Annotated in this window: 21 protein-coding genes; 19 read left to right on the top strand and 2 right to left on the bottom strand. The window is 42.8% G+C overall.

The window, feature by feature from the left end; all coding sequences use genetic code 11:
* Window positions 1–91 precede the first annotated feature (91 nt).
* The 5 genes from NST25_RS27485 (at window position 92) to NST25_RS27465 (ending at window position 10,246) form a co-directional block, all read left to right on the top strand.
* Complete coding sequence (locus NST25_RS27485) at window positions 92–6,934, top strand: S-layer homology domain-containing protein (protein ID WP_340392912.1); 6,843 nt, start codon at window positions 92–94, stop codon at window positions 6,932–6,934.
* A 233-nt stretch (window positions 6,935–7,167) separates the two neighbouring features.
* A complete protein-coding gene (locus NST25_RS27480; RefSeq protein WP_076185482.1) occupies window positions 7,168–8,196 on the top strand; it encodes a cation diffusion facilitator family transporter in 1,029 nt (342 codons plus the stop codon).
* A 74-nt stretch (window positions 8,197–8,270) separates the two neighbouring features.
* Complete coding sequence (locus tag NST25_RS27475; protein WP_076128794.1) at window positions 8,271–8,591, top strand: metal-sensitive transcriptional regulator; 321 nt, start codon at window positions 8,271–8,273, stop codon at window positions 8,589–8,591.
* A 105-nt stretch (window positions 8,592–8,696) separates the two neighbouring features.
* The gene (locus NST25_RS27470) at window positions 8,697–9,026 is read left to right on the top strand and encodes a four-helix bundle copper-binding protein (protein ID WP_076310323.1); all 330 of its coding nucleotides are present in this window, start codon (window positions 8,697–8,699) and stop codon (window positions 9,024–9,026) included.
* A 221-nt stretch (window positions 9,027–9,247) separates the two neighbouring features.
* The gene (locus tag NST25_RS27465) at window positions 9,248–10,246 is read left to right on the top strand and encodes a globin-coupled sensor protein (RefSeq protein ID WP_076280266.1); all 999 of its coding nucleotides are present in this window, start codon (window positions 9,248–9,250) and stop codon (window positions 10,244–10,246) included.
* 78 nt (window positions 10,247–10,324) lie between these two features.
* Here NST25_RS27465 and NST25_RS27460 read toward each other — a convergent pair whose 3' ends face one another.
* Window positions 10,325–10,495 (bottom strand): hypothetical protein, encoded by a 171-nt coding sequence (locus tag NST25_RS27460; RefSeq protein ID WP_155288200.1) that lies wholly within the window; start codon window positions 10,493–10,495, stop codon window positions 10,325–10,327.
* Between the two features lie 137 nt (window positions 10,496–10,632).
* On the opposite strand from NST25_RS27460, the gene NST25_RS27455 reads away from it, so the two are divergent.
* The 14 genes from NST25_RS27455 to arsC all read left to right on the top strand — a co-directional run bounded on the left by NST25_RS27455 (window position 10,633) and on the right by arsC (window position 25,222).
* On the top strand, window positions 10,633–10,956 hold the full coding sequence (locus NST25_RS27455) for a PadR family transcriptional regulator (RefSeq protein ID WP_036681391.1): 324 nt from the start codon (window positions 10,633–10,635) through the stop codon (window positions 10,954–10,956).
* A 16-nt stretch (window positions 10,957–10,972) separates the two neighbouring features.
* The gene (locus tag NST25_RS27450) at window positions 10,973–11,509 is read left to right on the top strand and encodes a DUF2812 domain-containing protein (protein ID WP_076219252.1); all 537 of its coding nucleotides are present in this window, start codon (window positions 10,973–10,975) and stop codon (window positions 11,507–11,509) included.
* Between the two features lie 238 nt (window positions 11,510–11,747).
* Complete coding sequence (locus tag NST25_RS27445) at window positions 11,748–12,980, top strand: glycosyl hydrolase family 8 (RefSeq protein ID WP_254847763.1); 1,233 nt, start codon at window positions 11,748–11,750, stop codon at window positions 12,978–12,980.
* 706 nt (window positions 12,981–13,686) lie between these two features.
* The gene (locus NST25_RS27440) at window positions 13,687–14,487 is read left to right on the top strand and encodes a CPBP family intramembrane glutamic endopeptidase (RefSeq protein ID WP_282580020.1); all 801 of its coding nucleotides are present in this window, start codon (window positions 13,687–13,689) and stop codon (window positions 14,485–14,487) included.
* A 137-nt stretch (window positions 14,488–14,624) separates the two neighbouring features.
* Window positions 14,625–17,006 (top strand): ATP-binding protein, encoded by a 2,382-nt coding sequence (locus NST25_RS27435; RefSeq protein WP_340392909.1) that lies wholly within the window; start codon window positions 14,625–14,627, stop codon window positions 17,004–17,006.
* Window positions 16,984–17,640, top strand: coding sequence for a response regulator transcription factor (locus tag NST25_RS27430; protein ID WP_248549609.1), 657 nt, complete (start codon window positions 16,984–16,986; stop codon window positions 17,638–17,640). The genes NST25_RS27435 and NST25_RS27430 overlap by 23 nt, the downstream gene beginning before the upstream one ends.
* A 168-nt stretch (window positions 17,641–17,808) precedes the next feature.
* Window positions 17,809–18,327 (top strand): DinB family protein, encoded by a 519-nt coding sequence (locus NST25_RS27425; RefSeq protein WP_076128815.1) that lies wholly within the window; start codon window positions 17,809–17,811, stop codon window positions 18,325–18,327.
* Window positions 18,328–18,345: 18 nt separating this feature from the next.
* On the top strand, window positions 18,346–18,489 hold the full coding sequence (locus tag NST25_RS27420) for a hypothetical protein (protein WP_340392908.1): 144 nt from the start codon (window positions 18,346–18,348) through the stop codon (window positions 18,487–18,489).
* A gap of 206 nt (window positions 18,490–18,695) precedes the next feature.
* Window positions 18,696–20,657 carry an ABC transporter ATP-binding protein/permease gene (locus tag NST25_RS27415; RefSeq protein ID WP_076128781.1) on the top strand — a complete coding sequence of 654 codons (1,962 nt, stop codon included), beginning with the start codon at window positions 18,696–18,698 and terminating at the stop codon, window positions 20,655–20,657.
* A 28-nt stretch (window positions 20,658–20,685) separates the two neighbouring features.
* Complete coding sequence (locus tag NST25_RS27410; protein ID WP_076128780.1) at window positions 20,686–21,354, top strand: response regulator transcription factor; 669 nt, start codon at window positions 20,686–20,688, stop codon at window positions 21,352–21,354.
* A complete protein-coding gene (locus NST25_RS27405) occupies window positions 21,355–22,698 on the top strand; it encodes a HAMP domain-containing sensor histidine kinase (RefSeq protein ID WP_340392906.1) in 1,344 nt (447 codons plus the stop codon).
* A gap of 338 nt (window positions 22,699–23,036) precedes the next feature.
* Window positions 23,037–23,363, top strand: coding sequence for a metalloregulator ArsR/SmtB family transcription factor (locus tag NST25_RS27400; protein WP_076128778.1), 327 nt, complete (start codon window positions 23,037–23,039; stop codon window positions 23,361–23,363).
* 128 nt (window positions 23,364–23,491) lie between these two features.
* Entirely contained in the window at window positions 23,492–24,781 is a 1,290-nt protein-coding gene (locus NST25_RS27395; protein ID WP_076277127.1) for an arsenic transporter, read from the top strand.
* A 21-nt stretch (window positions 24,782–24,802) separates the two neighbouring features.
* Window positions 24,803–25,222 (top strand): arsenate reductase (thioredoxin), encoded by a 420-nt coding sequence (gene arsC, locus NST25_RS27390; RefSeq protein ID WP_076304789.1) that lies wholly within the window; start codon window positions 24,803–24,805, stop codon window positions 25,220–25,222.
* A gap of 19 nt (window positions 25,223–25,241) precedes the next feature.
* On the opposite strand, the gene NST25_RS27385 is transcribed toward arsC, so the two are convergent.
* Window positions 25,242–26,426, bottom strand: a complete 1,185-nt coding sequence (locus tag NST25_RS27385; protein WP_340392905.1) for an oxalate decarboxylase family bicupin — start codon at window positions 26,424–26,426, stop codon at window positions 25,242–25,244.
* Window positions 26,427–26,476 lie beyond the last annotated feature (50 nt).

Here is a 26,476-nt window from a genome sequence, read left to right as displayed (position 1 = left end):
AAACCAAATGGCTACAAATCTTAGAAAAGACATCTAATCTCCATATGGTGGAAGTATTTATATTTTGGTGTAATGCCAAAGGGGGAAAATTGTGATTAAGCGGAGTGGCAATCTTTTATTAGCAATAAGTTTAGTATTCTCTATCGTCAGTTCTCTGTTTATGCCTGCAGTAATTTATGCAGCACCCAGCAATAGCAATAGCAATATCATAGATCAAAGCTCCACATCAGCTGGAAATTTGAGCAGTGTTGCTTTTGGTAACAATGTTTTTGTAGCGGTGGGCCAAGGAGGGATATCTACATCATCAAATGGCGTAGATTGGTCTATCTCAAAAAAGGCGGGGAACCCCAAACTAACTTCTATTGTGTTCGCTAATGGGCTGTTCTTAGCTATTGATGGTAGCGAAAAGGCAGTTTACAATTCACTCGATGGTGAAAATTGGACAAAAAAAACGTTAGCTATCACACCGGAAAGGTTGAAAGCGGTCAATGAAAAGTTCTTTGTATGGCAGTCAGTATATAAACCTGGCACCAATCCACCTTCTTATGATGTAACTCTACTACAATCCTCGGATGGCATTAACTGGACAGACACAGGAATCACTTCTACCAATGCAATATTCGGAATGCAAAGCTTAACGGATATTGCTTATGGCAACAACAAATATGTGGTCTCTGCTAACAATGCTGTCTATTATACCTCAACGAATCTGATCAATTGGACAACGGTCACCTTAACCGATCTTGTGATCAACCACTATAACTCTAGTTGGCCTTATGTTACGAATGTAATCTATTTAAATAATCGTTTCTTTAGTTATATCGTGACTCCGTATGCTAAAAAAGTATTCACCTCTACAGACGGTGCTAATTGGACCGTTGATGCCTCATGGGATAACAAGCAATTTTATGGGGGAGGTTCTTTAAATGGGAGCTATTTGTTGTTTGGGCAGGGTGTAATTTATAAATCTTCTGCGGCTCCGCTGGACAGCACCCAGTGGACATCTTCGGATACCCATACAACAATGATGATGAACAATATGGTTTACGGAAATGGAAAATATGTTGCTTCAGGGGGCAACGGCTTACTGGTTTCTTCTGACCTATCGGCGTGGAGTAATGTCAGCGGTAATCTGAAAAGTATTGCTAAGGATGGTAATGGCAATTATGTTGCCGTCTCATCCGGGGAATATGGCTCTATTTACAAATCTAATAGCTCCGCAGTATGGAACGATGTCACACCCTCCAAGCTGCCGGGAATGAATGCGGTCACTTATGGAGCAGGGAAGTTTATTGCGGTTACAGATAAAGAAAACTACAATCTTAACGCCAAAGTGGTGACCTCGACCAACGGTGATACTTGGACTATGACAGATACCGGAGTGCAGGACAATCTGACTGGCGTTGCTTTTGGCACAAATCAGTACGTTGCTGTTTCCGATTATGGCGGAATTTATTCTTCAGTTAACGGAACCTCATGGACAGAGAGATTTAAAAATGGGGATTTTGCATTTAATACAGTAGCTTACTTGAATAATCAATTTGTAGCTCTTGGGATGAAATACAATAGTACTACTTATGAGCAAGAGAGCGTTGTTATCGCAAAATCATCAGATGGAATACAGTGGAATGTGCCCTTAGAGATTGGGTTCCCCAATACTTCTTTAAAGGGAATTGCCTATGATGGTAGAGCTTATATTCTGGTTGGAGAAGATACACTTAGCCAGCAGGCAGTAATTCTAACCACAGAAGATTTGGTAACTTTTACGAAGGTTACAATGTCAGCTAGCGCACTAAATAATATCAGCTTTGGTAATGGGAGTTTTCTGGCTGTTGGATTGAAGGGGGAGTTATTCTCTTCGGCAGACGGATCCACGTGGACTCAGGAAACATCTGATCTTACCTCTAATCTTAATGGCATTATTTACGATGGTACTAATTTTAAGGTCGTGGGGGATTATTTCACTAAAATGACCCTGAACCTAGGACCTACTCTTGCATATAGCATCACCGCCTCAGCGGCGACTTTAACACCTGTCGTAGGTGTAGATAATGGGATTACGCTGACCGTGAAAAATTCGCTGGGCGATACGGATACAACGTTCACCGGAACGAAAGAAGTGACGGTAACCGGTTATGATGTTGCGCCGGACGGAACGTACGGAAGCTTAGGAAGCACCGCTTTAGCGGCTTCACCGAGCAAGATCAACGTTAATTTCGTTGAGGGTGTAGCACAGGTGAACCTGAAGCTGAACAAAGCTGGCGCGCAAGCGGTTGTGTTCAGCCAAGCAGGCGTAGCCACGCCAGCAGCAACAGCGCTGAACATTGCACCTGTCGCAGGTAGCACAGCGATAATGAAGCTGACCACGGGCGTAAGTGCGCCGCAGGCTAACGGCGGCAGCTTCGCGCAGCAACCAGTAATTACTTTGCTGGATCAGTTTGGGAATGTGAATATTGGCGACAACAGTACGATTGTTACTGTTTCGAAGAAGGATGCAGGAAGCTGGATGTTGACGGGGAATACGACGTTGAGGGCAGTAGCGGGTGTCATTTCCTTTACGGATCTGGGAGCTACGAATGCCACTGGAATCACCGGAGCCCAACTGGCATTTGATGCGACAGGACTTCCACAGATCACTAGTGTAGCGTTGAATCTTCCAGAGCCACAGGGAGCGCAAAGCATCACTGCCTCAGCGGCGACGTTAACGCCTGTCGTAGGTGTAGATAATGGCATTACGCTGACTGTGAAGAACTCGCTGGGCAATATGGATACAACGTTTACCGGAACAAAAGAAGTGACGGTAGCGGGTTATGATGTTGCGCCGGACGGAACGTACGGAAGCTTAGGAATCAACGCTTTGGCAGCTTCACCGAGCAAGATCAACGTTGATTTCGTTGAGGGTGTAGCACAGGTGAACCTGAAGCTGAACACAGCTGGCGCGCAAGCGGTTGTGTTCAGCCAAGCAGGCGTAGCCACGCCAGCGGCAACAGCGCTGAACATTGCACCTGTCGCAGGTAGCACAGCGATAATGAAGCTGACCACGGGCGTAAGTGCCCCGCAAGCCAATGGCGGTAGCTTCGCGCAGCAGCCAGTGATAACGCTGCTGGATCAGTTTGGGAATGTAAACATTGGCGACAACAGTACGATTGTTACTGTTTCGAAGAAGGATGCAGGAAGCTGGATGTTGACGGGGAATACGACGTTGACGGCAGTAGCGGGTGTCATTTCCTTTACGGATCTGGGAGCTACGAATGCAGCTGGAATCACCGGAGCCCAACTGGCATTTGATGCGACAGGACTTCCACAGATCACTAGTGTAGCGTTGAATCTTCCAGAGCCACAGGGAGCGCAAAGCATCACCGCCTCAGCGGCGACGTTGACACCTGTCGTAGGTGTAGATAATGGCATTACGCTGACCGTGAAAAATTCGCTGGGCGATACGGATGCAACGTTCACCGGAACGAAAGAAGTGACGGTAGCGGGTTATGATGTTGCGCCGGACGGAACGTACGGAAGCTTAGGAAGTACCGCTTTGGTAGCTTCACCGAGCAAGATCAACGTTGATTTCGTTGCGGGTGTAGCACAGGTGGATCTGAAGCTGAACAAAGCTGGCGCGCAAGCGGTTGTGTTCAGCCAAGCAGGCGTAGCCACGCCAGCAGCAACAGCGCTGAACATTACACCTGTCGCAGGTAGCACAGCGACAATGAAGCTGACCACAGGCGTAAGTGCGCCGCAAGCCAATGGCGGTAGCTTCGCGCAGCAGCCAGTGATAACGCTGCTGGATCAGTTTGGGAATGTAAACCTTGGCGACAACAGTACGGTTGTTACTGTGTCGAAGAAGGACACAGGAAGCTGGACGTTGACGGGGAATACGACGTTGACGGCAGTAGCAGGTGTCATTTCCTTTACGGATCTAGGAGCTACGAATGCAGCTGGAATCACCGGAGCGCAACTGGCATTTGATGCGACAGGACTTCCACAGATCACTAGTGTAGCGTTGAATCTTCCAGAGCCACAGGGAGCGCAAAGCATCACTGCCTCAGCGGCGACGTTAACGCCTGTCGTAGGTGTAGATAATGGCATTACGCTGACTGTGAAGAACTCGCTGGGCAATACGGATACAACGTTTACCGGAACAAAAGAAGTGACGGTAACGGGTTATGATGTTGCGCCGGACGGAACGTACGGAAGCTTAGGAAGTACCGCTTTGGCAGCTTCACCGAGCAAGATCAACGTTGATTTCGTTGAGGGTGTAGCTCAGGTGAACCTGAAGCTGAATAAAGCGGGAGCACAGGCTGTTGTGTTCAGCCAAGCAGGCGTAGCCACGCCAGCGGCAACAGCGCTGAACATTACACCTGTCGCAGGTAGCACGGCGACAATGAAGCTGACCACAGGCGTAAGTGCCCCGCAGACCAATGGCGGTAGCTTCGCGCAGCAGCCAGTGATAACGCTGCTGGATCAGTTTGGGAATGTAAACCTTGGCGACAACAGTACGGTTGTTACTGTGTCGAAGAAGGACACTGGAAGCTGGACGTTGACGGGGAATACGACATTGACAGCAGTAGCGGGCCTCATTTCCTTTACGGATCTGGGAGCTACGAATGCAGCTGGAGTTACCGGAGCGCAACTGGCATTTGATGCGACAGGACTTACAGAGATCACTAGTGCAGTTATTGACCTTACCTGGCCTGAACTTGCTGCGCCAAGTATTGAGTCTGTAACAGCAGGAAACGGACATATTCGTATTACTTGGAGTCCCGTATATGGTACCGATAGTTACGCTGTATATCAGTCTACAGCTTCAGGTGTTTATGGAGCTGAGGTAGCTACTATAAGTGGCTCTGAGAACAGTTACGATGCTGTAGGATTAATTAATGGAACTGCTTATTATTTTATTGTTAAAGCTGTTAATCCTGATGGTATCAGTGCGGCTTCCAATGAAGTAACTAGAACGCCTCAGGTTCCAGCGCCGGGCGCGCCAATACTTCATTCACCTGTGGCAAGTAATGGCCTCATCGGCTTAACATGGGATCCGGTGAAGGGTGCGATTGGATACACTATATATCAAGGTATCACTTCTGGAATCTATGAGACCCAAGTGGCTACAGTAAGCGAATCTGTCTACAACTATGATGTGACAGGGTTAACTAATGGCCAATCTTATTATTTCGTAGTTAAGGCATCTAATCCGGGCGGGGAGAGTGCAGCTTCTAACGAAGTCAGCACGAAACCAAGAACATCACCATCTGCACCTACGGACTTAATAGCGGTGGCGGGAGATGGCGAGGCGACTGTGACATTTGCAGTTCCTGATTCGAACGGGGGAACTCCAATTACGAATTATGAGGTTACTGCTTCTCCGGGTAATATCGTAACAGTTGGGGCAACAAGTCCAATAACGGTAACAGGTCTAGCGAATGGAATCACTTATTCGTTTACAGTTAAAGCGATTAATAGCGCTGGTAGTAGTGTAGCTTCTGAAGTTTCGAACTCCGTGACACCGAAGTCATCAACGGAGGTTGAGGTTACACCTACACCGCCAACACCAACACCAACGCCAACGCCAACAGAATCACCGACATCAACACCGACATCAACACCGACTGCACCACCTTCAACAACTGCACCAACTGCAACAGCAGGATCCACTGCTACAGCTACAGCTACAGCTAGACCATCTAGCAGCTTGGTTGAGGTATTGGTGAACGGTAAGGTTGAAAATGCCGGAACAGCAACGATATCTGAGTATAACGGGCAGACGGTTACCACGATTGTTGTAGATCAGGCAAAAATAGAGCAACGTATCGAAAAGGAAGACCAGAATGCAATTATAACTATCCCTGTGACTGCGACTTCAGATGTGATTATTGGCGAGCTTAATGGCCAAATCATCAAAGATATGGAGCAGAAGCAGGCGCTGCTAATCATTCGTACTCCAAAAGGTACTTATACAATATCAGCAGCACAGATTGATATCAGTGCAATTTCAAAACAGTTTGGCACAGACATTGCTCTACAAGATGTGAAGGTGCAAATTTCAATTTCTGTTCCGACTGCGGATGCACTGAAAAGAATAGAAATGTTGGCAGCCAATGAAAAGCTAACGTTGGTAGCTCAGCCATTAGATTTCACGGTGAAGGTTACTTACGCTGGGAAAACTGTTGAACTCACTAAGTTTAATACCTATGTGGAAAGAACTATTCCTCTAGCGGATGGTGTAGACCTTAAGAAGATCACGACTGGGCTAGTGCTTGAAGCGGGGGGGACGTTCCGCCATGTACCCACACAGATTGTTGCCATTGATGGCAAACACTTTGCGAAAATACACAGTTTAACGAACAGTACGTATTTTGTAGTTCAAGATCCACAGAACTTCAAGGATGTCGCTACCCACTGGGCTAAGGACATTGTCAATGAGATGGCTTCCCGTAAGGTTATTAATGGAGTCGGCGACGATTTGTTTAACCCTAATCTGGAGATTACACGTGCAGAATTTGCGGCGATTATCGTACGTGGATTGGGATTGAAGTTGGAAAGCGGGACAACATCCTTTACGGATGTAAAGGTCTCAGATTGGTATAATGATGCTGTGCAGACAGCTTACTCCTATAAGCTAATCAACGGTTTTGAAGATGGAACGTTCCATCCAACAGACAAGATTACTCGGGAACAGGCGATGAGTATTATTGCTAAAGCTATGGTGATTACCGATTTGAAGACAAATCTTCCGGCCAAAGAAGCAAGCGAGCTGCTGAGCATTTACACGGATGCGAATGAAGCATCAGACTGGGCGAAGAGTGGCATCGCAGACAGCCTGCAAGCAGGAATCATCACGGGCAGAAGCGGAAATGTACTTGCCCCACAAGCCTTCATTACGAGAGCAGAAGTTGCGGCTATCATCCAAAGATTGCTGCAACAATCAGATTTGATTTAATACACGGTTCTGATTCGAGAGGATCCTTCATGCAGGAAGAGCTGCGGAGGGTCCTCTTTATTTTATTAGGTCAGAGACAATCATTTGTTGCTTTTTTATTGACAAGAAGAAAAATCCAGTTAATAATAACACATGAACACATGCTCATATGTTATTATTAACTGGAGCTTTTGAATGTAACTGCGCAGGGCTACGAATACTATCTAGCTGAAGGTAATAGGAGGTTAAGCATGATGAACAAGAAGAACAAACGCAATCATCAGGTCGAGAATGTACACGGGCAACAGTCCAATCACGATCACAGTAACCACGACCACGCTCATGAAGGACACAGTCACGCTCATGAAGGACACAGTCACTCCCATGGTTCTCACGGGCATCAACATTTTGATCCTAGTGGAAATAAAAAAGGGCTTTTGATTGCGTTGATCATTACGGTTGGAATTATGTTTTTGGAGTTTTTTGGTGGGTTGATTACTAACAGCTTAGCCCTGTTATCGGACAGTGGGCATATGCTAAACGATGCAAGCTCTCTAGCATTAAGCCTAGTAGCGGTCTGGTTTGCAACTAAACCTGCTTCTCCGAACAAAACGTATGGTTTTCATCGATTTGAAATTTTGGCGGCACTCTTAAACGGAGTTACTTTATTTGTAGTTGCTGGATTTATCATTGTAGAAGCTTATGGGCGGTTTTTTGAGCCGCCGACAGTTGCCAGCGGATCTATGATGCTGATCGCAAGTATTGGTCTTTTAGCCAATGTGGCTAGTGCATGGTCGCTTATGAGAAAAGGGGATGTGAAAAATAACATTAATCTCCGTAGTGCTTATCTCCATGTGCTTGGTGATGCTTTAGGTTCAGTAGGGGCAATTATTGCCGGTTTAATCATGATGATTTTTGGCTGGTATGTTGCTGATCCAATCATAAGCGTACTGGTTGCTCTATTGATTCTTAGAGGGGCATGGGGAATTATCAAACATACCGTTCACGTCCTTATGGAAGGCACCCCGATTACAATTAATCCAGCTGAAGTAAAGGAAATCCTCGAAAGCATTGAGGGGGTTAAAAATGTCCATGACCTGCATATATGGACCATAACTTCGGGATTAGATTCACTCAGCTGTCATATCTTAATTGAAGAGGAAGCAGATGACCAACGCATTTTGCAGCAAGCGATTCGGTTAATTGCCGATCATTTCAAAATTCAACATACAACCATTCAGGTTGAAACTTCAGCTATAGTTCATGAAGAATTGAAAATCTAATCAATGATTTATTTTTTGAATAGAATAGGGGGGCTATAGTATAATAAAAATACGAGGAAAGGGGTGATCGGTGCATGGATAATCTGACTCACGAGCATGAATCATGCAGTACGGATGAGCGGAAAAGTCATCACTCAGATAAAACTAAAAAGAATTTGATTAGCCGGCTCAATAGAATTGAAGGTCAGGTTAGAGGGCTAAAAGGGTTAATTGAAAAAGACACCTATTGTGATGATGTGCTGCATCAAATCTCCTCGGTCCAATCTGCATTGAACGGCGTGGGCAAGCTTTTGCTGGAGCATCATATGAAAAGTTGTGTAGTGGAACGTATCCAGGAAGGTGAGAACGAGGTACTGGATGAACTATTAGTTACCATCAATAAATTAATTAGATAATTGATCAATCGGAAGGATTCCCCGGAATCCTTTTTTATTTGCTCAAATTGGGTATATATAGAGTAGGGGACTATCCTAATTAATGAATTGAGAGGAGAATGTGTTATGGCACATCAAAACTACAAAGAGTGTATCGATGAGTGTTTAAAATGTATGATAGCTTGCAATCACTGTTACTCAGCTTGTTTGGATGAGGATCATGTGGGGATGATGAAGGTGTGCATTCGCCTGGATCGTGAATGTGCGGATATATGCGAGTTTGCAGCTCATGCCATGTCGATGAACAGTAAATATGCAAAAGAGATTTGTTTAGCTTGTGCAGAAGCTTGTGAAGCCTGCGGCAACGAATGCCAAAAGCATGATCATGAACATTGCCAGCAATGTGCAGAAGCTTGCTTAGCTTGTGCAAAAGTTTGCCGTGAAATGGCGGCGTAATTTAAAGCTTGAAACTGAAAGGGCTGCTGCGGCAGCCCTTTATTCATGAATAGGAAGCCAAATCTAAGGGCAACTAGTGAGGTTTTGTAAAATTATTAAGCAATATAGGTAAATATAGTGTTAAAATTTATTGAAATAATACCTTTATAATCAAGAGATATAGATGCCATAGGGGATGGCTGAGAAAAATAAACAGTTATGAGAGGGATGTTAACGACGGTATGATCAATCTTAGTCCAGAACGACTCCAGCAAGTTAGCTATATAGGGATTACTGAGGCTGATTTAGAATTATTAAAAAGCAAGGAGAAAGAATTCAACTTAATCGTTAGCTCATTGGTTGAGGAGCTGTATAAACAGATGACGATGGAGCCAGAGCTGCTCCTCATCATTGAGCAACACAGTACACTGGATCGATTGAAAGAGACACAGCAGTGGTATTTTTTATCCATGGCCGCTGGTGTGATCGATGAAGCATTTATTGAAAGACGTTTGCTTATCGGGAAAATCCATTCCCGTATTGGATTAACAACGAATTGGTATTTGGGGACGTACATATTATATCTGGATCTGGCTACTGCTTATTTTGAACGGATATTACCAAACGAATGGAAGCCTGTTATTCATGCCTTAACCAAGATGTTTAATCTCGATTCACAGCTCGTTCTTGAAGCCTATGAAGTGGATGAAAAAGCAAAAATAGAAAACTTGCTGGAGAAGCAAAATCACCTGCTTACAGGAGTGAGTTCAGCCGTTCAGGAGCTGGTATCTTTGATGGTTCAATTAAAGGATAGCAGTGAATCGATAGAAAGTTTAGCTAGTAAAAATGCTGATTATCAAGAGAAAACGCATCAAACGGTATTATATTTGGACAAAGAGGTGGAGTCTATTCATCAAGTGGGTACGATGATTAGAGAAGTGGCTGATCATACGCATCTTTTAGGCCTAAATGCGGCTATTGAAGCAGCCAGAGCTGGGGAGTTTGGAAGAGGTTTTGAAGTTGTGGCTAATGAAGTTCGTAAGCTAGCCCGTCGCTCAAAGGATTCACTGGTAACCATTGACCAGAAACTCGACAATATCAATGCCACCCTTTCCAAGGTGAAAAAAGAATCGGAACACAACTCCATGTATTCCAAGGATCAGGTCAAAAGCTCTCAAGAGCTGGCTTCCTTCGTGAACTTAATTGAAAAAGTGACTGCTGAGTTAGAGAACTTGAAATGAAGCTGCCACGGATTGAAACACTCCTTCAGAAAATTCTGAGGAGTGTTTTTTGTTTGAAGAAGTTATTAGCGGTATAGCTTAAACATCAGTTTTGGAGACACCGTTTAAGCTGGGCACATAATCAGCAGCCTTATCGATGTTCACCATCTGAGCGGCTTCATTGAAATTGTTGTTATTCTCCGCATTGTTTTTCTTACTTGGTTGATGTTTTCCTGGAGCTTCTTTGGGATTGGCACTATTTTTGGGCATGACATTCACCTCCATATTCTTCACCTAGTATGAGAAGGTAGTTTGAATTTTATGCCAGCAGTTGACAAGTGTATCATTAAAAGATATAGTTCATTTAATGATATATCTTTTAATGATACATATGAGGAGGTGATTAAGTGTCAAGAACGGACTCATTGGAAATGGGAGAGCTCACAGACACTGCATTTTATATTCTCTTGTCTTTAGTCGAAGCCAAACACGGATATCTGATTATGAAATCAATCGAAACGATGACGAACAATCAATTTTCAATTGGGCCTGCTTCCATGTATACAACCATTAAGAAGCTGTTAGCGGCTGAATTTATTGAGCTGTATAAAGAAGAAGAGGACGACAAACGAAAAACGTATATTGCAACGGAAAAAGGGATTGGATTGCTAAGAAAAGAAGTAGAGCGCCGAAAAGAAATGATTAGACATGCAGAACAAATTCTCAAATAAAAGGTGGGGAATAGGCATGAAGAATACAAAATATGTGACCAGCGGGGGCTTAGCTTTTACTGAAAAAGGAGATATGCAGAAATTGAGTAAGTATGCCAAAAGGGGCTGGCTCCTGGAGAGCTTTGCACCTTTTGGTTATAAGTTAAGAAAGGGAGATCCCCAGAATCTTGAGTACAGTGTAGATTATCACACGAATGTCGATGAGGAGTATTATTTGATTTTTGAAGATGCCGGATGGACTTATGTCTGTTCTGCCGGAAATGGGTTTCATATCTTTCGGGCAGCTGCAGGTACGGCGCCTATCTACTCGGACACAGGGACCCTCATTGACAAATATGAACGTGAAAAGAAAACGATGGGCAAAGTAGCCTTGCCATTGCTTATAGCTTTGATTGCTTTTATCTTCCTAGCGATCTTGGGCGTTAATGGATGGTTACCTGAGATCGTGAGGAATATCAGCCTGGTGTTAGTAGTGGTCACACTTTGTATGTTGGTCTTTCCGGGTCTTCCATACATTGCGTATCGATTCAAATTGAATAAATTACGAGAATAGCGAATGGATTTTTATCTAAAGGATGTTTGCACAGCCATGAATGAAGTTGGTTGTGGAACCATCCTTTTTTTAGTTGAGGAGTGAGAACAAATCTAAGTCACAGATATATAGTACTAATGATCTATTAATGGAATTGCTTATATATTAATTCCATATTCTGTATTACAATGATAGCGAATACGAATTAGCTTGCTGTTTTCTTTCAAATTTATTACCACAATTGAAGAGGAGGCAATGAATGATGAAGAAGGATGCAAAGCTTAGGTTGAGTTGGAAAAGCCTTATTGTCGTATGCTTGGTAATTAGTATTCTTCCTGCCGGTTCCGCGTTTGCAGCAGTGAACAAACCTTTTCCGCAACATACCACCTACACGAGTGGATCTATCAAGCCAAACAATGTAACCCAGACCAGTATGGATAATTCAGTGAAGACCAAATGGGATGCGTGGAAAACGGCCTATCTCAAACCAGCTGGCACTGGCAAATATTACGTTAAGTATAATTCAGATGGAGAAACGGTATCTGAAGCACATGGTTACGGGATGTTGTTCACAGTTTTGATGGCTGGTTATGACAGCAATGCTCAGACTTATTTTGACGGCTTATATAATTATTACAAGGCTCACCCAAGTGCAATTAACCCTTATTTGATGTCCTGGAAGCAAAACAGCAGCTTTCAAAATATTGAAGGCGAGGACTCTGCTACAGATGGAGATATGGATATAGCGTTCTCATTGCTGCTTGCGGACAAGCAGTGGGGAAGTAGTGGTACGATCAATTATTTACAAGCTGCAAAAGATATCATTAATGCGATTATGGACAATGAGATTAACCAGACACAGTGGACGATCCGTCTAGGTGACTGGGCGAATAGCGGCTCGTATAATACGGCAACTAGACCTTCTGATTTCATGCTAAATCATTTAAAAGCATTCCAACAGGCTACAGGAGATACCCGCTGGACGAATGTTATCGATAAAACGTACACGATTATAAATAGCCTTTATACGGGTTATAGCTCTAGCACTGGGCTCTTGCCTGATTTCGTAGTTTACTCTGGGGGTGTGTATAAACCTGCTGCGGCGAATTTCCTTGAGGATGCCAATGACGGGAATTACAATTACAATTCTTGTCGTACCCCATGGCGGATCGCAACAGATTATTTGATTACTGGAGACAGCAGGGCGCTTACGCAGCTCAATAAGATGAATAGCTGGATTAAGACTAAAGTAAGCAGTACACCTGGTAGTATAAAAGATGGGTATAAGCTAAACGGAACCGTATTTGGAAGTTACAATAGCGGTGCCTTCTATGCTCCATTTGGAGTCAGTGCGATGACCTCATCAACTTACCAAAGCTGGTTGAATTCTCTCTGGAGCCACACAGCAAGCAGTGCTGCAGAAGATTACTATGAAGACAGCATCAAGCTGTTTTCGATGATCGTTATGTCTGGTAACTGGTGGACCTATTAAGATAACGTATAGTTAGAAAAAGGCTGTCCCCAAAACGTTCATGCCCAAAACCATAAAAGTCAAACAGAACAGCGATTCTCCTAATATCGGGGAATCGCTGTTCTGCATTTTTGGTCAACTACTGTTTGCTTCAGTAGATTAGGGGCAAAAGTAAAGCCACCTGATCTCTAATGTTACGGCGGAGCATCCTTTATTTGATAACCAATTGAATCATGGAGCGTACCTAATGATGCTCCAAATGATGCAATAAGTGAAGCATTTATACAGCAATTTGGGAATTTCTCCCTAAAATTCAGAGATTTCTGTTCATCAGACTTATAATTAGGGAAAACTTCCCTGAATTTTGGCCGATTCAGTAACTAATAAAGAAATCCCCCTGATTATTAGGGAGGAATTCCCTGATTCCGTCCTTTTAGAGCCAAAATCGGCTATTTTCAGGGAGTATTTCCCTAATTAGTTTACACTTACGCTGCACATCGCACATCGCACATCGCACATCGCACATCGCACATCGCACATCGCTCACCATTTCACTATTTTTAGGACAACCTTACTGAAGACTTTGCGGCATACAGATAAGTAGTACCGCAAAAGAATTGTGGTTTTAACGAACGTTGTTTTCGGTGAAACGTCCTGCCTGGTTATATACAATTGGATTAAATAGGAAGATATAGTTCCTTATATCTAAAAAGGGTAGGTGATAATATTGCTCTCAGACAAGAAACAATCTCTTATATTTATTATTATCGTATGGGCAATGGCGTTAGGGATGTTGCTGCTTCCGGAATCGGCGCAAGGTCTGTATGGATTTACTCCTTTTTTCACAGTATGTATCATGATGTTTCTGATTGTGAGAGATGGATACAGTGCTGAGGGATGGAGAAGGTTGGGCTTCAAATTTAGGGGAGGCAAAGAATACATATTGGCTTTAGTTATTCCCTTAGGTTCACTGGGAGCGGGATATGCTGTCTATTGGATGGGATGGAACTCAAGCTTAATTTCTCCAGATTCATGGATCAAGACTGCTATATATTTGCTCGTTTACATTGTTCTTGGTTCATTATCTGCTTTGGGGGAAGAGATCGGTTGGAGGGGTTGGCTGCTCCCGCGTTTTCAATGGATGGGAAGAGTAAGTTCTAGTGTAACAATGGGCTTAATCTGGGCTATATGGCATTATCCGGCGATTCTTGGGCCGCGTGCTTATCATTCCTCTGGAAGCCGCTGGCTCGTGGTGGTGCTCTTTACCTTATCTGTTATGTTTGCGGGCATCATTATAAATGAACTGCGTCTGACCTCCGGTAGTATTTGGCCGGCAGTGCTTTTACACGGAACTAATAATGCTGTAGATAGTGTTTTGCACAATATTACTGTCAGTTCTTCACCTATGTTGGAGTATGTAGCCGGGGAGAGTGGTTGGGTTCCGGTGATTTTATATGGTTGCGCAGCTATATGGATTCTGAATCGAAACCACAGAGTGAAGCAGCAAAAAGCCAGGATAGAGCTATAATTCAATGCGGATATTTAGAGGATAAGGAATATCATGCATAAAAGTATATAATTTCCTGTGTGATTCATATAAAATGGTAGGGGAATACCAAATAAGAATAGAGATATGTATAATTTTGTTCGTTCGGGGGATTTGAAATGACAGTAAAACTCCGCCAGTTATTCATATCAGGGTTACTTTGCATTTTTGTTTTTCTTATTATTCATTTTGTGTGGGTCATTCACTCTAACATCTTGCTTGGCGTTGGTCTGGAGCAGAATGAAGAAGGGCAATATTATATTGCTGAGGCAGACGTTTCAAGCGAAGGGTATAAACAGAATTTAAGGGAAGGGGATATCTTATTACGGGTTAATGGGAAACCGATTGATAAAGTGGATGAAGCTGTGAGATATGGAAGCTTAACTCAGGTTCAATCCGTTGACCTTCTTCGTAATTCCAAAGGGGGGGCTCCACTTGCTTTGCATTATGATATTGAGAATAAGTCCTCCATCTATCATACGTTTACCCAGCTTGTAGTCCCTGGAGCGACATTTGTTTTTTTGGCAGTGTTAAGCCTTCTATTATACCGCAGGAGAAGCGGGGATCGCTCAGCAGAGCTGCTGATTTTATTCTTTTTATTAGTCGGAATAACTTACTTTGCGGGATATGCCTCAAGTAGATCTGATCTTATAGGTAGAATCGCGATGGGTTGCGTGTTGCCTTTAATTCCACTGGTTTTTATTCACTTTCTCCAAGTATATCTGAAACGATTTGATGTATTAGTTCTATCTACTACTGTAATCAAAATATACTATGGCCTGGTCATTTTACTAAGCCTATTTTCCACCTCCAGTCTAATGGTTTACTCCTGGGATAGATCCTTGTATTCCTTTGTAAGGTTAATTATTATTGGGTTCTTTGTTTTTGGGATTTTTTACAGCATATTTAAGCTGCTATATTTATACAGTACTTATCGAAGCACAGCGCTTAAATCGATGTTTAAAATTATGCTTACCGGACAAATCCTTGCGTTTACACCGTTTGTTCTCTTCTCAGCTGCACCCATTGCTGTTGGGGTCAACCTGATTCCTTACGAAATTACTACGATCTTTTTGTTTTTGATGCCAGTTACTTATTTTTATCTGCTGACGGCTAGGCAACTATTTGATATTGATTTCGCTTTTAATCGGTTTAAATATTATTTATTAATTGCTTTTTTTCCGGCGTTAATGATTGTAGCCGTACTTGCGATCATTCAGAGCAGGCAAGAGTATGATTGGATCAAATGGATTCAGATGTTTTTGGTTGTATATTTTTCTATTACAATCTTTTTATTCTTTAAGGAGAAAATAGATTATTATTTCCGGCCTAAACTGTTCCGTGAGCTTTATCATTATCAAGGTAGTCTGGAGCGATTCTCGAAGCAAATCTCCAAGGTTATGAAGCGGGCTGATTTGGAGGCTGCAATTCACAAGGAAATCAATGAGATTTTACCGGTTAGTCGGTCTGCTTTTTTTGAGAGAGATGAGGATATGAGTAACCTCGAACAAATAGTCGACAATTCGGGCCAAGAGATCAACATAGAATTTGTATCGAAATCTCCAGTTTTTAAGGTAGGAGAAGTAGTTCAACTCAAACAGGGGATCTTACTCGTAATCGGACGTCACCAAAAAAAATTTCATCTCCTCTGGATTGATCATAAGAAGAACCATACAAAGCTTAATTCGGATGAGCTTAACTGGTTAAATACCCTCGCAAATTATGCGAGTATTGTCTATGAGAATTTATATCTTATTGAAGGCTTGATTGAAGACCTTGAAGCAGAGATGAAAAAAGAGCTACATGCAGCACCATGGGTTCTACGCCTGATCTTTAACTTATCAGAGAAAGAACGCAGAAAGCTGGCGGCGGATTTACATGATTCTGCTCTTCAGGATCAGCTTATTTGGCTTCGCAGGCTGGAAACACTGATCTCCGATCATGATATTGAGGCGGATATTTTGCCAGAGCTGCTTCAGATTAAAGAGGGACTTCTGGATGTGATATATCAGATTAGGGAGACCTGCAATGAACTGCGTCCACCGCTGCTAAGAGAGACCGGAATTGTGAAGGCACTGGAACTATTGTTTGAGTATGCCCAGCTGCAGTCCAACTACATTATCACTTTTACATCCAGTCCGATTGGTGAGCTAAGTGATGACCTGGTGATTGCGTTGTATCGAATAGTACAGGAGCTCCTGCGGAATGCCGGGAAACATGCCAAGGCGAATCAGATTGAAATTGAGCTGGACCAGCAAGAGCATCTCTATTTTCGATATAAGGATGATGGGATTGGCATGAATATAGTTGATATCAGGGAATCTTTTCAGCATATGGGCCTGTCTGGAATCAAAGAACGTGTTGCTAGCTTAGAGGGGGAGTGCACTTTTACCTCGGAGAAAGGGAAGGGACTGGAGGTTATTATTTATTTACCGACAATGGCTTTTGTAGAAGAAAAGCACAGAGGAGGCGATGACGATGATACGTATCTTGTTGGTTGATGATCATCCTTCAGTCGGAGAAGGAACCAAAACTATGATTGAGCAGGACGCAGATATGGAGGTTACTTTTGTTTTGTCAGCGATGGAAGCTTTGGATAGGCTGGAGCAACAAGAATTTGATGTGATCTTATGCGACCTCAACATGCCTACGATCAGCGGACTTGAATTCGCCAAAAGAGCCGTTCAACGTGATCCTGAATCTAAAGTGGTGATTTATACCGGATATGAGATCAGTGCTCATTATAATCTTTTGATGGAGTCAGGGGTCATAGGATTTATCTCTAAAACAGCTTCCCGGGAACAGTTGTTAAATACTATTCGTTGTGCACTGAGGAATGAGGCGGTCATTCCGGTGTCTTTACTTAAACAGCTACGAAGAAATGATATCAAGATTTCTAATCACCGGGATAATCGGCTGCTTGAAGAAGTGTCCATTAATCAAAGAGAACAGGAAATACTCCAAGAAGTAGCAAGTGGAAAAAGCAATAAAGACATAGCCAGCAAGCTTTTAATGTCACAAAGGACTGTAGAGTATAACCTGACGAGAATCTTTGAGAAGCTTAGTGTACATTCCAGATCCGAAGCTATAGTGGAAGGGAAGCGACTAGGTCTTGTTAGGATGGAGACTTTCTAAGTTGAAGCCCATACAACCCAATACATAGTTTTGTTAGTTTTATTCATGGTGTTAAGTACCTCACTTTTGCATCTTGATCGTCATTACCTGTAATTCATAATTCTGAACCATTCAGGTATTTAGAGTATTATTCTGAAGAAATCAAGGAGGAACATCCATATGATTGACATGAACCAAATATTTTTGATTACAGATATCCCAGGTTACTCCCCGCAAATCAGCCGACTTTTATCCATGATGAACTATGCAAGATATACAACATTAGAAGCCGTTAAGGGTCTAACTGTGGAACAACTGGATTATTTATTGGATGCTCAGAGTAACTCTATTGGAGCGTTATTATTGCACTACGCTGCTGTAGAATATGCATATCAAGTGGCAACGTTTGAGCAAAGAGATTTGTCTGAAGAAGAGCTAACGAGATGGGGGCCAGCATTAAATTTAGGAGACGAAGGACGAGCCAATATTAAGGGGAATGACCTGAGCTATTATTTAGATCGCCTAAATGAAGTTAGACAAAAGACTTATGAATTATTCGCAACCGTCGATGATAATTGGTTATATACTGAAGAGGAATTCTGGCATAACAAACCTGCGAACTACTATTTTATGTGGTTTCACGTTTTTGAGGATGAAATCAATCATAGAGGCCAGATTAGGCTGATCCGAAAAAGAGCACTAGCTTAAGAAAGGAGGCGCGCGCGAATGGAGTACATAGAGAAAAATATAATGCCTTTATTTAAGAAATATCCGCTGCTCTCGAAATTTGTATTAACAGTGGTGATTATAGACATCGTTTATTACGCCGGAAAACAAGTTGGAGGATTAGCTTATTATCTCATGCACTAATTTCTTTGAAAATAAGCCGAATAGAAAAGGCGAGTTCCACTCATTTTGAGTGTGAATTCGCCTTTTTATATTGCTTAACCTAAATATCTGCTGTAGCTCTGACTCTTCCATGTGGCTATCCAGTTCATTATCAGTTCACACAAATTTGTTAGGATATGAAACATCAAAAGAGATATAGAGCATGACCAGGAGAGGAAGAGAAACAAATGAAAATATTAGAAGTTAAACATGTAAAGAAATCATATACTTTGTACGGTAAAGAAAAGGTGCCAGTACTCCATGATGTGAATCTAAGCTTTGAGACAGGTGAATTCGTCTCTATTCTAGGTGAGTCTGGCTGCGGAAAGTCCACACTGATGAACATCATTGGGGGAATGGACTCCGATTATGAAGGCGAGGTCCTTGTCCGCGGAAAGAATTTAAGCACGATGACCGAAAAGGAAATGGATGATTATCGTAAGAACAATATTGGTTTCGTTTTTCAAAATTTCAATCTGATCCCGCATCTGTCAGTTTTGGAGAATGTTACAGTGGCGATGCAGATGACGGATACCAGTGAGAAGGACCGTAATAAACGTGCTATAGATATTTTGACTGAGGTAGGCTTGAAAGAGCACCTGAAAAAACGTCCCAATCAGCTGTCCGGTGGACAGAAGCAAAGAGTGTCCATCGCCCGCGCGCTAGCGAATAATCCTGATATTATTTTGGCAGATGAACCTACAGGGGCCTTGGACAAGGATACCGGCGATCAAATTTTAGCCTTATTGGACAGTATAGCCAAAAGAGGGATATTGGTCATTACCGTGACCCACTCACAGAAAGTAGCCGACTCTGGTACCCGTATCGTAAAGGTGGAAGAAGGACGGATTAAAGATGATATTCAGTTAAAGGACCGCTCTTTGATTAGTTACGATGGAGGAGAGGGGTCATCCCGGAATCTCAGTTTATTTGCATCTTTTAAAATGGCTCTGCAGAACATGAAACTCAACGCCAAACGTAATGTATTGGTAGCTTTGGGTGGGTCTATTGGTATTTTAAGCGTACTGTTGATGCTTTCCTTAGGGAATGGAATTACGAACTATATGAATGACGAAATTAATTCAAGTATGGATCCTTTACTCGTGGATATAACTAAACCCAGTGAAGAAGCTAAAGGCATGCAAGGTCCAGAGGCAATGATGTTGCCCGGCGAAACGTTTACGGCTGCCGATATTGAAACCATCCGAAATATTCCAAATGTTGATTATGTAGAAACCATCACTTCCATTTCGGGCAAATCTACTATGGTTTATGCAGATCAGACGGTTAGTCTTACACAATTAACAACCTTAACGGATGCTTTTGCTAAAGAGACGATCACCGCAGGGGCTTTTCCAGAGGGCAAAGAGATATTATTACCCGTGAAAACGGCAAGTAAATTAAGCGGAAATGACAGTCCAGAGTCTTTAGTAGGGAAATCGATTTATCTATATATTAATGAAATGGATGCTAAGCATAAACCGATCACATTGGAACAAGAAGTCACTATCTCTGGTATTTATGAAAGCACTGATCCAAGAGCGCAAATGCAACCCACGGGTTATCTTCCAGCGCAGACTTTGGAGCAAATGTATGTTGACAAGGGGATTACAATAGGTCCAATTCAAGTTAATGCTTTTGCAACCGATATGAAATATGTGAATGATATTAATGCAGCCGCTGTTGATGCTGGATTCTCAGGTTCTCAATCGGCAAAAATCATGGAGCGAATCACAACTTATGTGAATATGGCTACTATAGTTCTCTCTGGTATTGCCGGGATTTCACTTCTCGTATCAGGGATCATGATATTGGTTGTGCTATATATCAGTGTAGTGGAACGGACTAAGGAAATTGGGATTCTTCGGGCAATTGGCGCAAGGAAAAAAGATATCAAACGTATATTCTTTTCTGAATCAGCTTTATTAGGTGTATTCAGCGGTATCTTTGCGGTACTCTTTGCCATTGTCATTAGTTATGTGTTAAATATTCTCTTGGACAATGCTTTTGGAGTGAAACTTATTAATCTATCCGGTTATTATGTGTTATTTGGGATCGTTGTGAGTACCCTGATTAGTATTATCGCCGGTTTGATGCCATCCTCTAAGGCTGCCAAACTGGATCCAATGGAATCTCTACGATATGAATAAATAGGTTAGCGGAGAGGAAAATTGAGAGATGAACACGATTCTAGTGGCGGATGATGATTCTCATATCCGTAGATTAATACGATTATATCTTGAAAAAAACCAATTTTCCGTAGTGGAAGCAGCAGACGGTCAAGAGGCATTAGACATTCTAGCGCATACAAAGATCGATTTGGTGATTGTAGATGTGATGATGCCAAATGTAGATGGTATTGAATTGACCGAAGATATCCGATCTTATATCGATATTCCAATTCTGATGGTTACAGCTAGAGGAGAATCTAAGGACAAAGTCAGAGGATTTAATGCCGGATCAGATGATTATTTAGTCAAACCGTTTGATCCCATTGAATTGGTCCTGAGGGTAAAATCACTATTAAAAAGATATCATTTAACCTCCTCGAGTGTGATTCAACTAGGCGCAGTGATGATTGATCTGGGGAATTTGAACGTTGTTACGGCTCAGAGAACGGTGGAGTTGAAGAAAAAGGAATGTGAGTTGTTATTTGCTCTGGCGGGTTCGCCAGGGCAAATATTCACGCGTTCTCAGCTCATAGAAAATATTTGGGGTGTCGATTATGAAGGCGACGAGCGTACGGTAGATGTGCATATCAAACGTCTGAGAGAAAGACTTGAATCGATTCCCGAGCTAATTATTTCTACGGTAAGAGGACTTGGATACCGTCTGGAGTTGGCCTAAATGTTGAAAAAAAGCCTGCGTCTGCGTATTGTCATTACGTTCATTGGGATTGTGATCGTCAGCTTAATGATCTCTTTTTTGCTAAATGTACGGTTTTCCGAAAATAATGTGACCCCAAACCATATCTTCATTAGAGTAGCTGGAGACGTAGCCAAAGTGCTTACCCTAATCGATGATCCGGAAAAAGCACAGGCATTTACTAAACTGCTCAATAAATATGGTGTCGATATTGCGAAAGTGAGAGTGAATGAGTGGAGTGATGCTGTTTTTTCAGTGGATAAGGAGAAGGTTGCCGCTCTATTTAAGCCAGTTTCCACAGACGCAGTGATGCTTAATGATAAGTCTGGTGTTGCTATTGTTGGCATTCCCATCGTAGATAAGGAGAAAGCTGCGCTCATCATTAAGATTGATTTTTCGTCGAGCTTGATCACATTCAGACGCAACGTGTTTTTTACACTTCTAACGGTTTTAGTCATTGGAAGTTTACTGATTCTCTTGATGTCTGGATTCATTGTTAGGCCAATCAAACGTCTGACGGAAGCAGCTAAAAAAATGGCATCAGGCGATTTATCTGTGCGCTTGACGCATAAAAATCAAGATGAGTTTGGGGAACTGATGGAAAGCTTTAATCATATGGCTAGTGAGCTGCAAAAGATAGACTCTGTTCGTGATGATTTTGTCAGCAATGTCTCTCATGAAATGCAGTCTCCGCTTACGTCCATTAGAGGGTTTACTAGAGCGCTGCAAGATGGTGTGGTTCCAGTAGAAGAGCAAAAAGAGCATCTGGATATTATTTATCAGGAAACGCTGCGCTTATCCCGCCTAAGTGACAATCTGCTTAGATTAGCGTCGCTTGATTCAGAACATCATCCGGTTAATCTCACCACTTTTCAGCTGGATGAACAGTTAAGAAGAGCGATCGTTCTGGCGGAGCCACAATGGGCACAGAAAAACATTCAGATAGAATTAGATTTATTGCCCTGCGAAATTACGGTGGATAAAGATTTGTTTGATCAAGTCTGGCAAAACCTTATCAATAATGCTATAAAATATACAAGCCAAGAGGGTATCATTCATGTCGAAATCGAGCGTTCTATAGCGTTTGTGAAGGTTTCTATTAAAGATTCTGGTCAAGGCATACCAGAGGCAGCATTGCCCCGCATTTTTGATCGTTTTTATATGGTGGATAAAGCGCGGAGCAGCGTTCATAAAGGGAATGGACTTGGATTATCCATTGTTTTAAAAATTCTAAAAATGCATGATTGTAAAATAGAAGTGGAGAGCAAGGTTGGGGAAGGAACTCAGTTTATTGTCTCGATCCCTGTCTCTCAACCCTATGAATAGTTAACGGGCTGAAGCTTAAGGCAAACGCAGACCCTTTCATTTGTGAACCAAGCAATAGAAGACTCTCAAAAAGTTCCCAGAACTCGGTTCGCGCAAGCCATAGTTGCAGTAGGAACTGAACATTTGATCGGCATGATTGAATTAAATATTAGAAGCCATACGGACAGAAGCGGCGAAATCGGCTATATTGTCCATCCTGATGCCTGGATTCTTTGATGTTCAGTATGTTGGAGCATGAGTGGACGATAGCCCGCTAAAAATCAACTCTTGCTTCCGACTGGTAGATTCACTAGAATATAAGTATTAGCTTATATACTTTCAAGAGGAGGAGAGAAGGAATGCAGACACTAACGGAAATTGCTGAAGACTTGAAGCTGTTCGGAGATAAGACACGATTGGCAATGCTTTCTCTTCTGAAAGAGCGGGAATGGTGCGTGTGTGAATTCGTTGATATCTTTGACATTTCCCAGCCGGCGATTAGCCAGCATTTACGGAAATTGAAAAGTAGAGGAATCGTTCGGGAAAGCAAGCGGGGACAGTGGGTACATTATTCGTTAAATGTCGAGGATAAACCACATCTTAAAGCTGTTCTTCAACAGATGCCTAGTTCCAAATCGATATTGGCTGAACTGAATAAAGAGGCTAAAGAGCCATGCTGCGACTAAATTTCAGGTAAGAATTTTTATGACTTATATATAACTATATAGTTATATAATGATGTTGGATTGAAGTCACATGCTTATATAGGAGTGTTGAAAAAGATGTGGATTGGCAGTAAAAGGGGGATGGCACTTTGGCTATTGTAGCTATCCTTATATTTTTAGTAACTTTAATCCTTGTAATCTGGCAGCCCCGTAATTTATCGATTGGATGGTCAGCCTGCGGTGGCGCGATTATAGCTTTGCTAGCTGGGGTAGTCAGCTTTAATGATGTTCTGGATGTAACGCAGATCGTGTGGAATGCTACTTTAGCGTTTGTGGCTATTATTCTGATTTCTTTAATTCTGGATCGAATCGGATTTTTTGAATGGGCTGCTTTACATATGGCGCGGGCTGCTCGCGGGAATGGCAGACGAATGTTTGTGTATGTCATCGTTCTTGGTGCGTTAGTGTCTGCATTTTTTGCGAATGATGGAGCGGCTCTGATTCTTACGCCTATTGTGCTTGCGATGGTAAGGGCGCTGCATTTTGATGAGAAAAAAGTATTTCCGTTTATTATCGCCAGCGGTTTTATTGCCGATACCACCTCATTGCCGCTCGTGGTCAGCAATCTGGTCAATATCGTATCAGCGGATTTTTTCGGGATTACGTTTATGGAGTATGCAGGCAAGATGATCATACCTACGCTGTTCTCACTTGTGGCGAGCATCGTGGTGCTCTATTTCTTTTTTCGCAAAAGTATTCCCAAGCACTTTAACGATTCACAGCTAAAAGATCCGCATGAGGCGATTAAAGACAAAAAAATGTTCCGGCTGTCATGGATTGTATTGGCTGTTCTTTTGGTAGGATATTTTGTCAGCGAATTTTTGGGTATTCCGGTATCTGTGGTTGCGGGGATCATAGCTATTTTGTTCCTTCTTCTCGCGAGAAGAAGCCCTTACGTCAAGGTGAAAGAAGTGATTACCGGAGCGCCTTGGGCGATTGTGTTCTTTTCTATCGGAATGTATGTCGTAGTATATGGACTTCGAAATGTTGGGCTGACGGATTTACTTGCTAAGATGATTGGGTCTATTGCTGATCAGGGCTTATTTGCCGCAACGATGGGTATGGGCTTCATAGCTGCATTGATCTCATCGCTGATGAATAATCTGCCTACCGTTCTGATTGACGCGCTTGCCATTGATGCGACGCATACCACTGGAATCATTAGAGAGGCTTTAATATATGCGAATGTTATAGGTTCGGACTTAGGACCGAAGATCACTCCAATTGGCTCACTCGCCACACTGCTGTGGCTACATGTACTTTCGGCTAAAGGCGTGAAGATTTCTTGGGGAACGTATTTTAAGACAGGTATTATTTTAACCATTCCAACGTTATTTATTACGCTTTTAGGTCTTTATATGTGGTTGTTGATTAACTAATTTGGACAGGGGAAGATCAAGATGAACAAGAGAACGATTTATTTTTTATGTACAGGGAATTCCTGCAGAAGTCAGATGGCTGAAGGCTGGGCTAAGCAATATCTAGGAAAAGAATGGAGCGTGTACAGTGCAGGTATTGAAGCTCACGGTCTAAATCCAAAAGCTGTACAAGCGATGAGCGAAGTAGGCATAGATATTTCCGGCCAGACTTCGGATATTATTGATGCTAATCTGCTGAATAATGCCGATCTGGTCATTACCTTATGCGGAGATGCTGCGGATAAATGTCCAATGACCCCTCCGAAGGTCAAACGGGAACACTGGGGCTTCGATGATCCGGCAAAAGCGCAAGGGAGTGATGAAGAGAAGTGGGCAGTGTTCCAGCATGTGCGTGACCAGATTGGTGAAAGAATCAAACAATTTGCGGAGACGGGTGAATAAGCAAAAGGGAGGAAGTAACCTATTCTTTTAACTTAGGGTATTTCACCACTGGCCATTTCACTTTCCGTAAGGCATTGATCACTTCGGGCCCAACGTTCAAATTACTTTGAACTAATTCATGGGGAGTGAGAGCCATCCATTGGTTCAGAGAGACGTCGGCAAAACGGTCACTTTTGAACAACTCGAGGAACCACAACGATTCTTCTCCTGTATTCTGAATATAATGTCCAAATGCAAAAGGAACATACCCAACATCGCCAGCCCTGTAATTAAAGGTACGTGCTGCACCGTTTCCGGCAAACACAGTCATCCGTCCTTTTCCGGTAAGATAATATTGCCACTCATCGTTGTTGGGGTGCCAGTGGAGCTCTCTCATTCCTCCAGGTTCAATCTCTACCAGTGCAGCAGCCACGGTCTTGGAGACCGGAAAGTTGCTGGAGTCAACGATTCTGACGCTCCCGCCAGGAGTCTTTAATGGAGGCTGTGCCAACAGCGAATGTTTGAAGCTCTGTGGAATTTCTCCATATGGCGATTGCACCTTTTGGCTTTGTAATGAGCCGGGAACTTGATCCTGATAAATATAGACTTGTTCAGTGGGGATGGAGTCAAAGGCCTCGGCAGGTATTCCAAAGTTAGCTGAAAGTACCTCTTTAGGCGTATGGGCGAACCAATCGGAAATAGACAAGGTATTCAGATCAGAGAAGCTTCCGTCGTCGAAGACAAGGAGAAATTCACAGCCTTCTTCAAGACCTTGTATAGAGTGAGGAATACCCGGCGGAAAATACCATAGATCACCAGGTCCTACATCTGCTATAAAGTTCCGTCCATTCTGATCCACAGCAGTAATCCGGGCGCGGCCTAACAGCATATAAGACCATTCCGCTTGCTGATGCCAGTGAAGCTCTCGTACTCCACCGGGGGTCAGGCTCATATTCACACCTGCCAGTGTAGTTGCGATAGGGAGTTCTCTGACGGTTACTTCTCTGGACCAGCCACCATGATTAAGCTGCATATGCGCATCAGAGAAAGAAAATTTCAAATTGGGAACCAGGCCCGCATCAGTCACCGGAGGAACGAACATATCCGGATTCTCAAGATCCCGCATAACATCGCGGGGTCCTTTATCTAATCCCCCTGTGCCATCGCTTCGGATGGGCTGGGGGATGTTTGTTTTGTTTGCCGAATCCTGTCCAGCAGAAGTCATAAGATGTTCTCCTTTCTTGTTCCTTAAGAGTTCAATGAAAATATATGCGG

Origin of the sequence: Paenibacillus sp. FSL E2-0190 (assembly GCF_037992965.1) — a bacterium.
In the GTDB taxonomy this organism is placed as follows: Bacteria; Bacillota; Bacilli; order Paenibacillales; family Paenibacillaceae; genus Paenibacillus_AQ; species Paenibacillus_AQ odorifer.
Note: the sequence above shows the minus strand (reverse complement) of the source record. Positions and strands in the feature narration are given on the sequence as shown.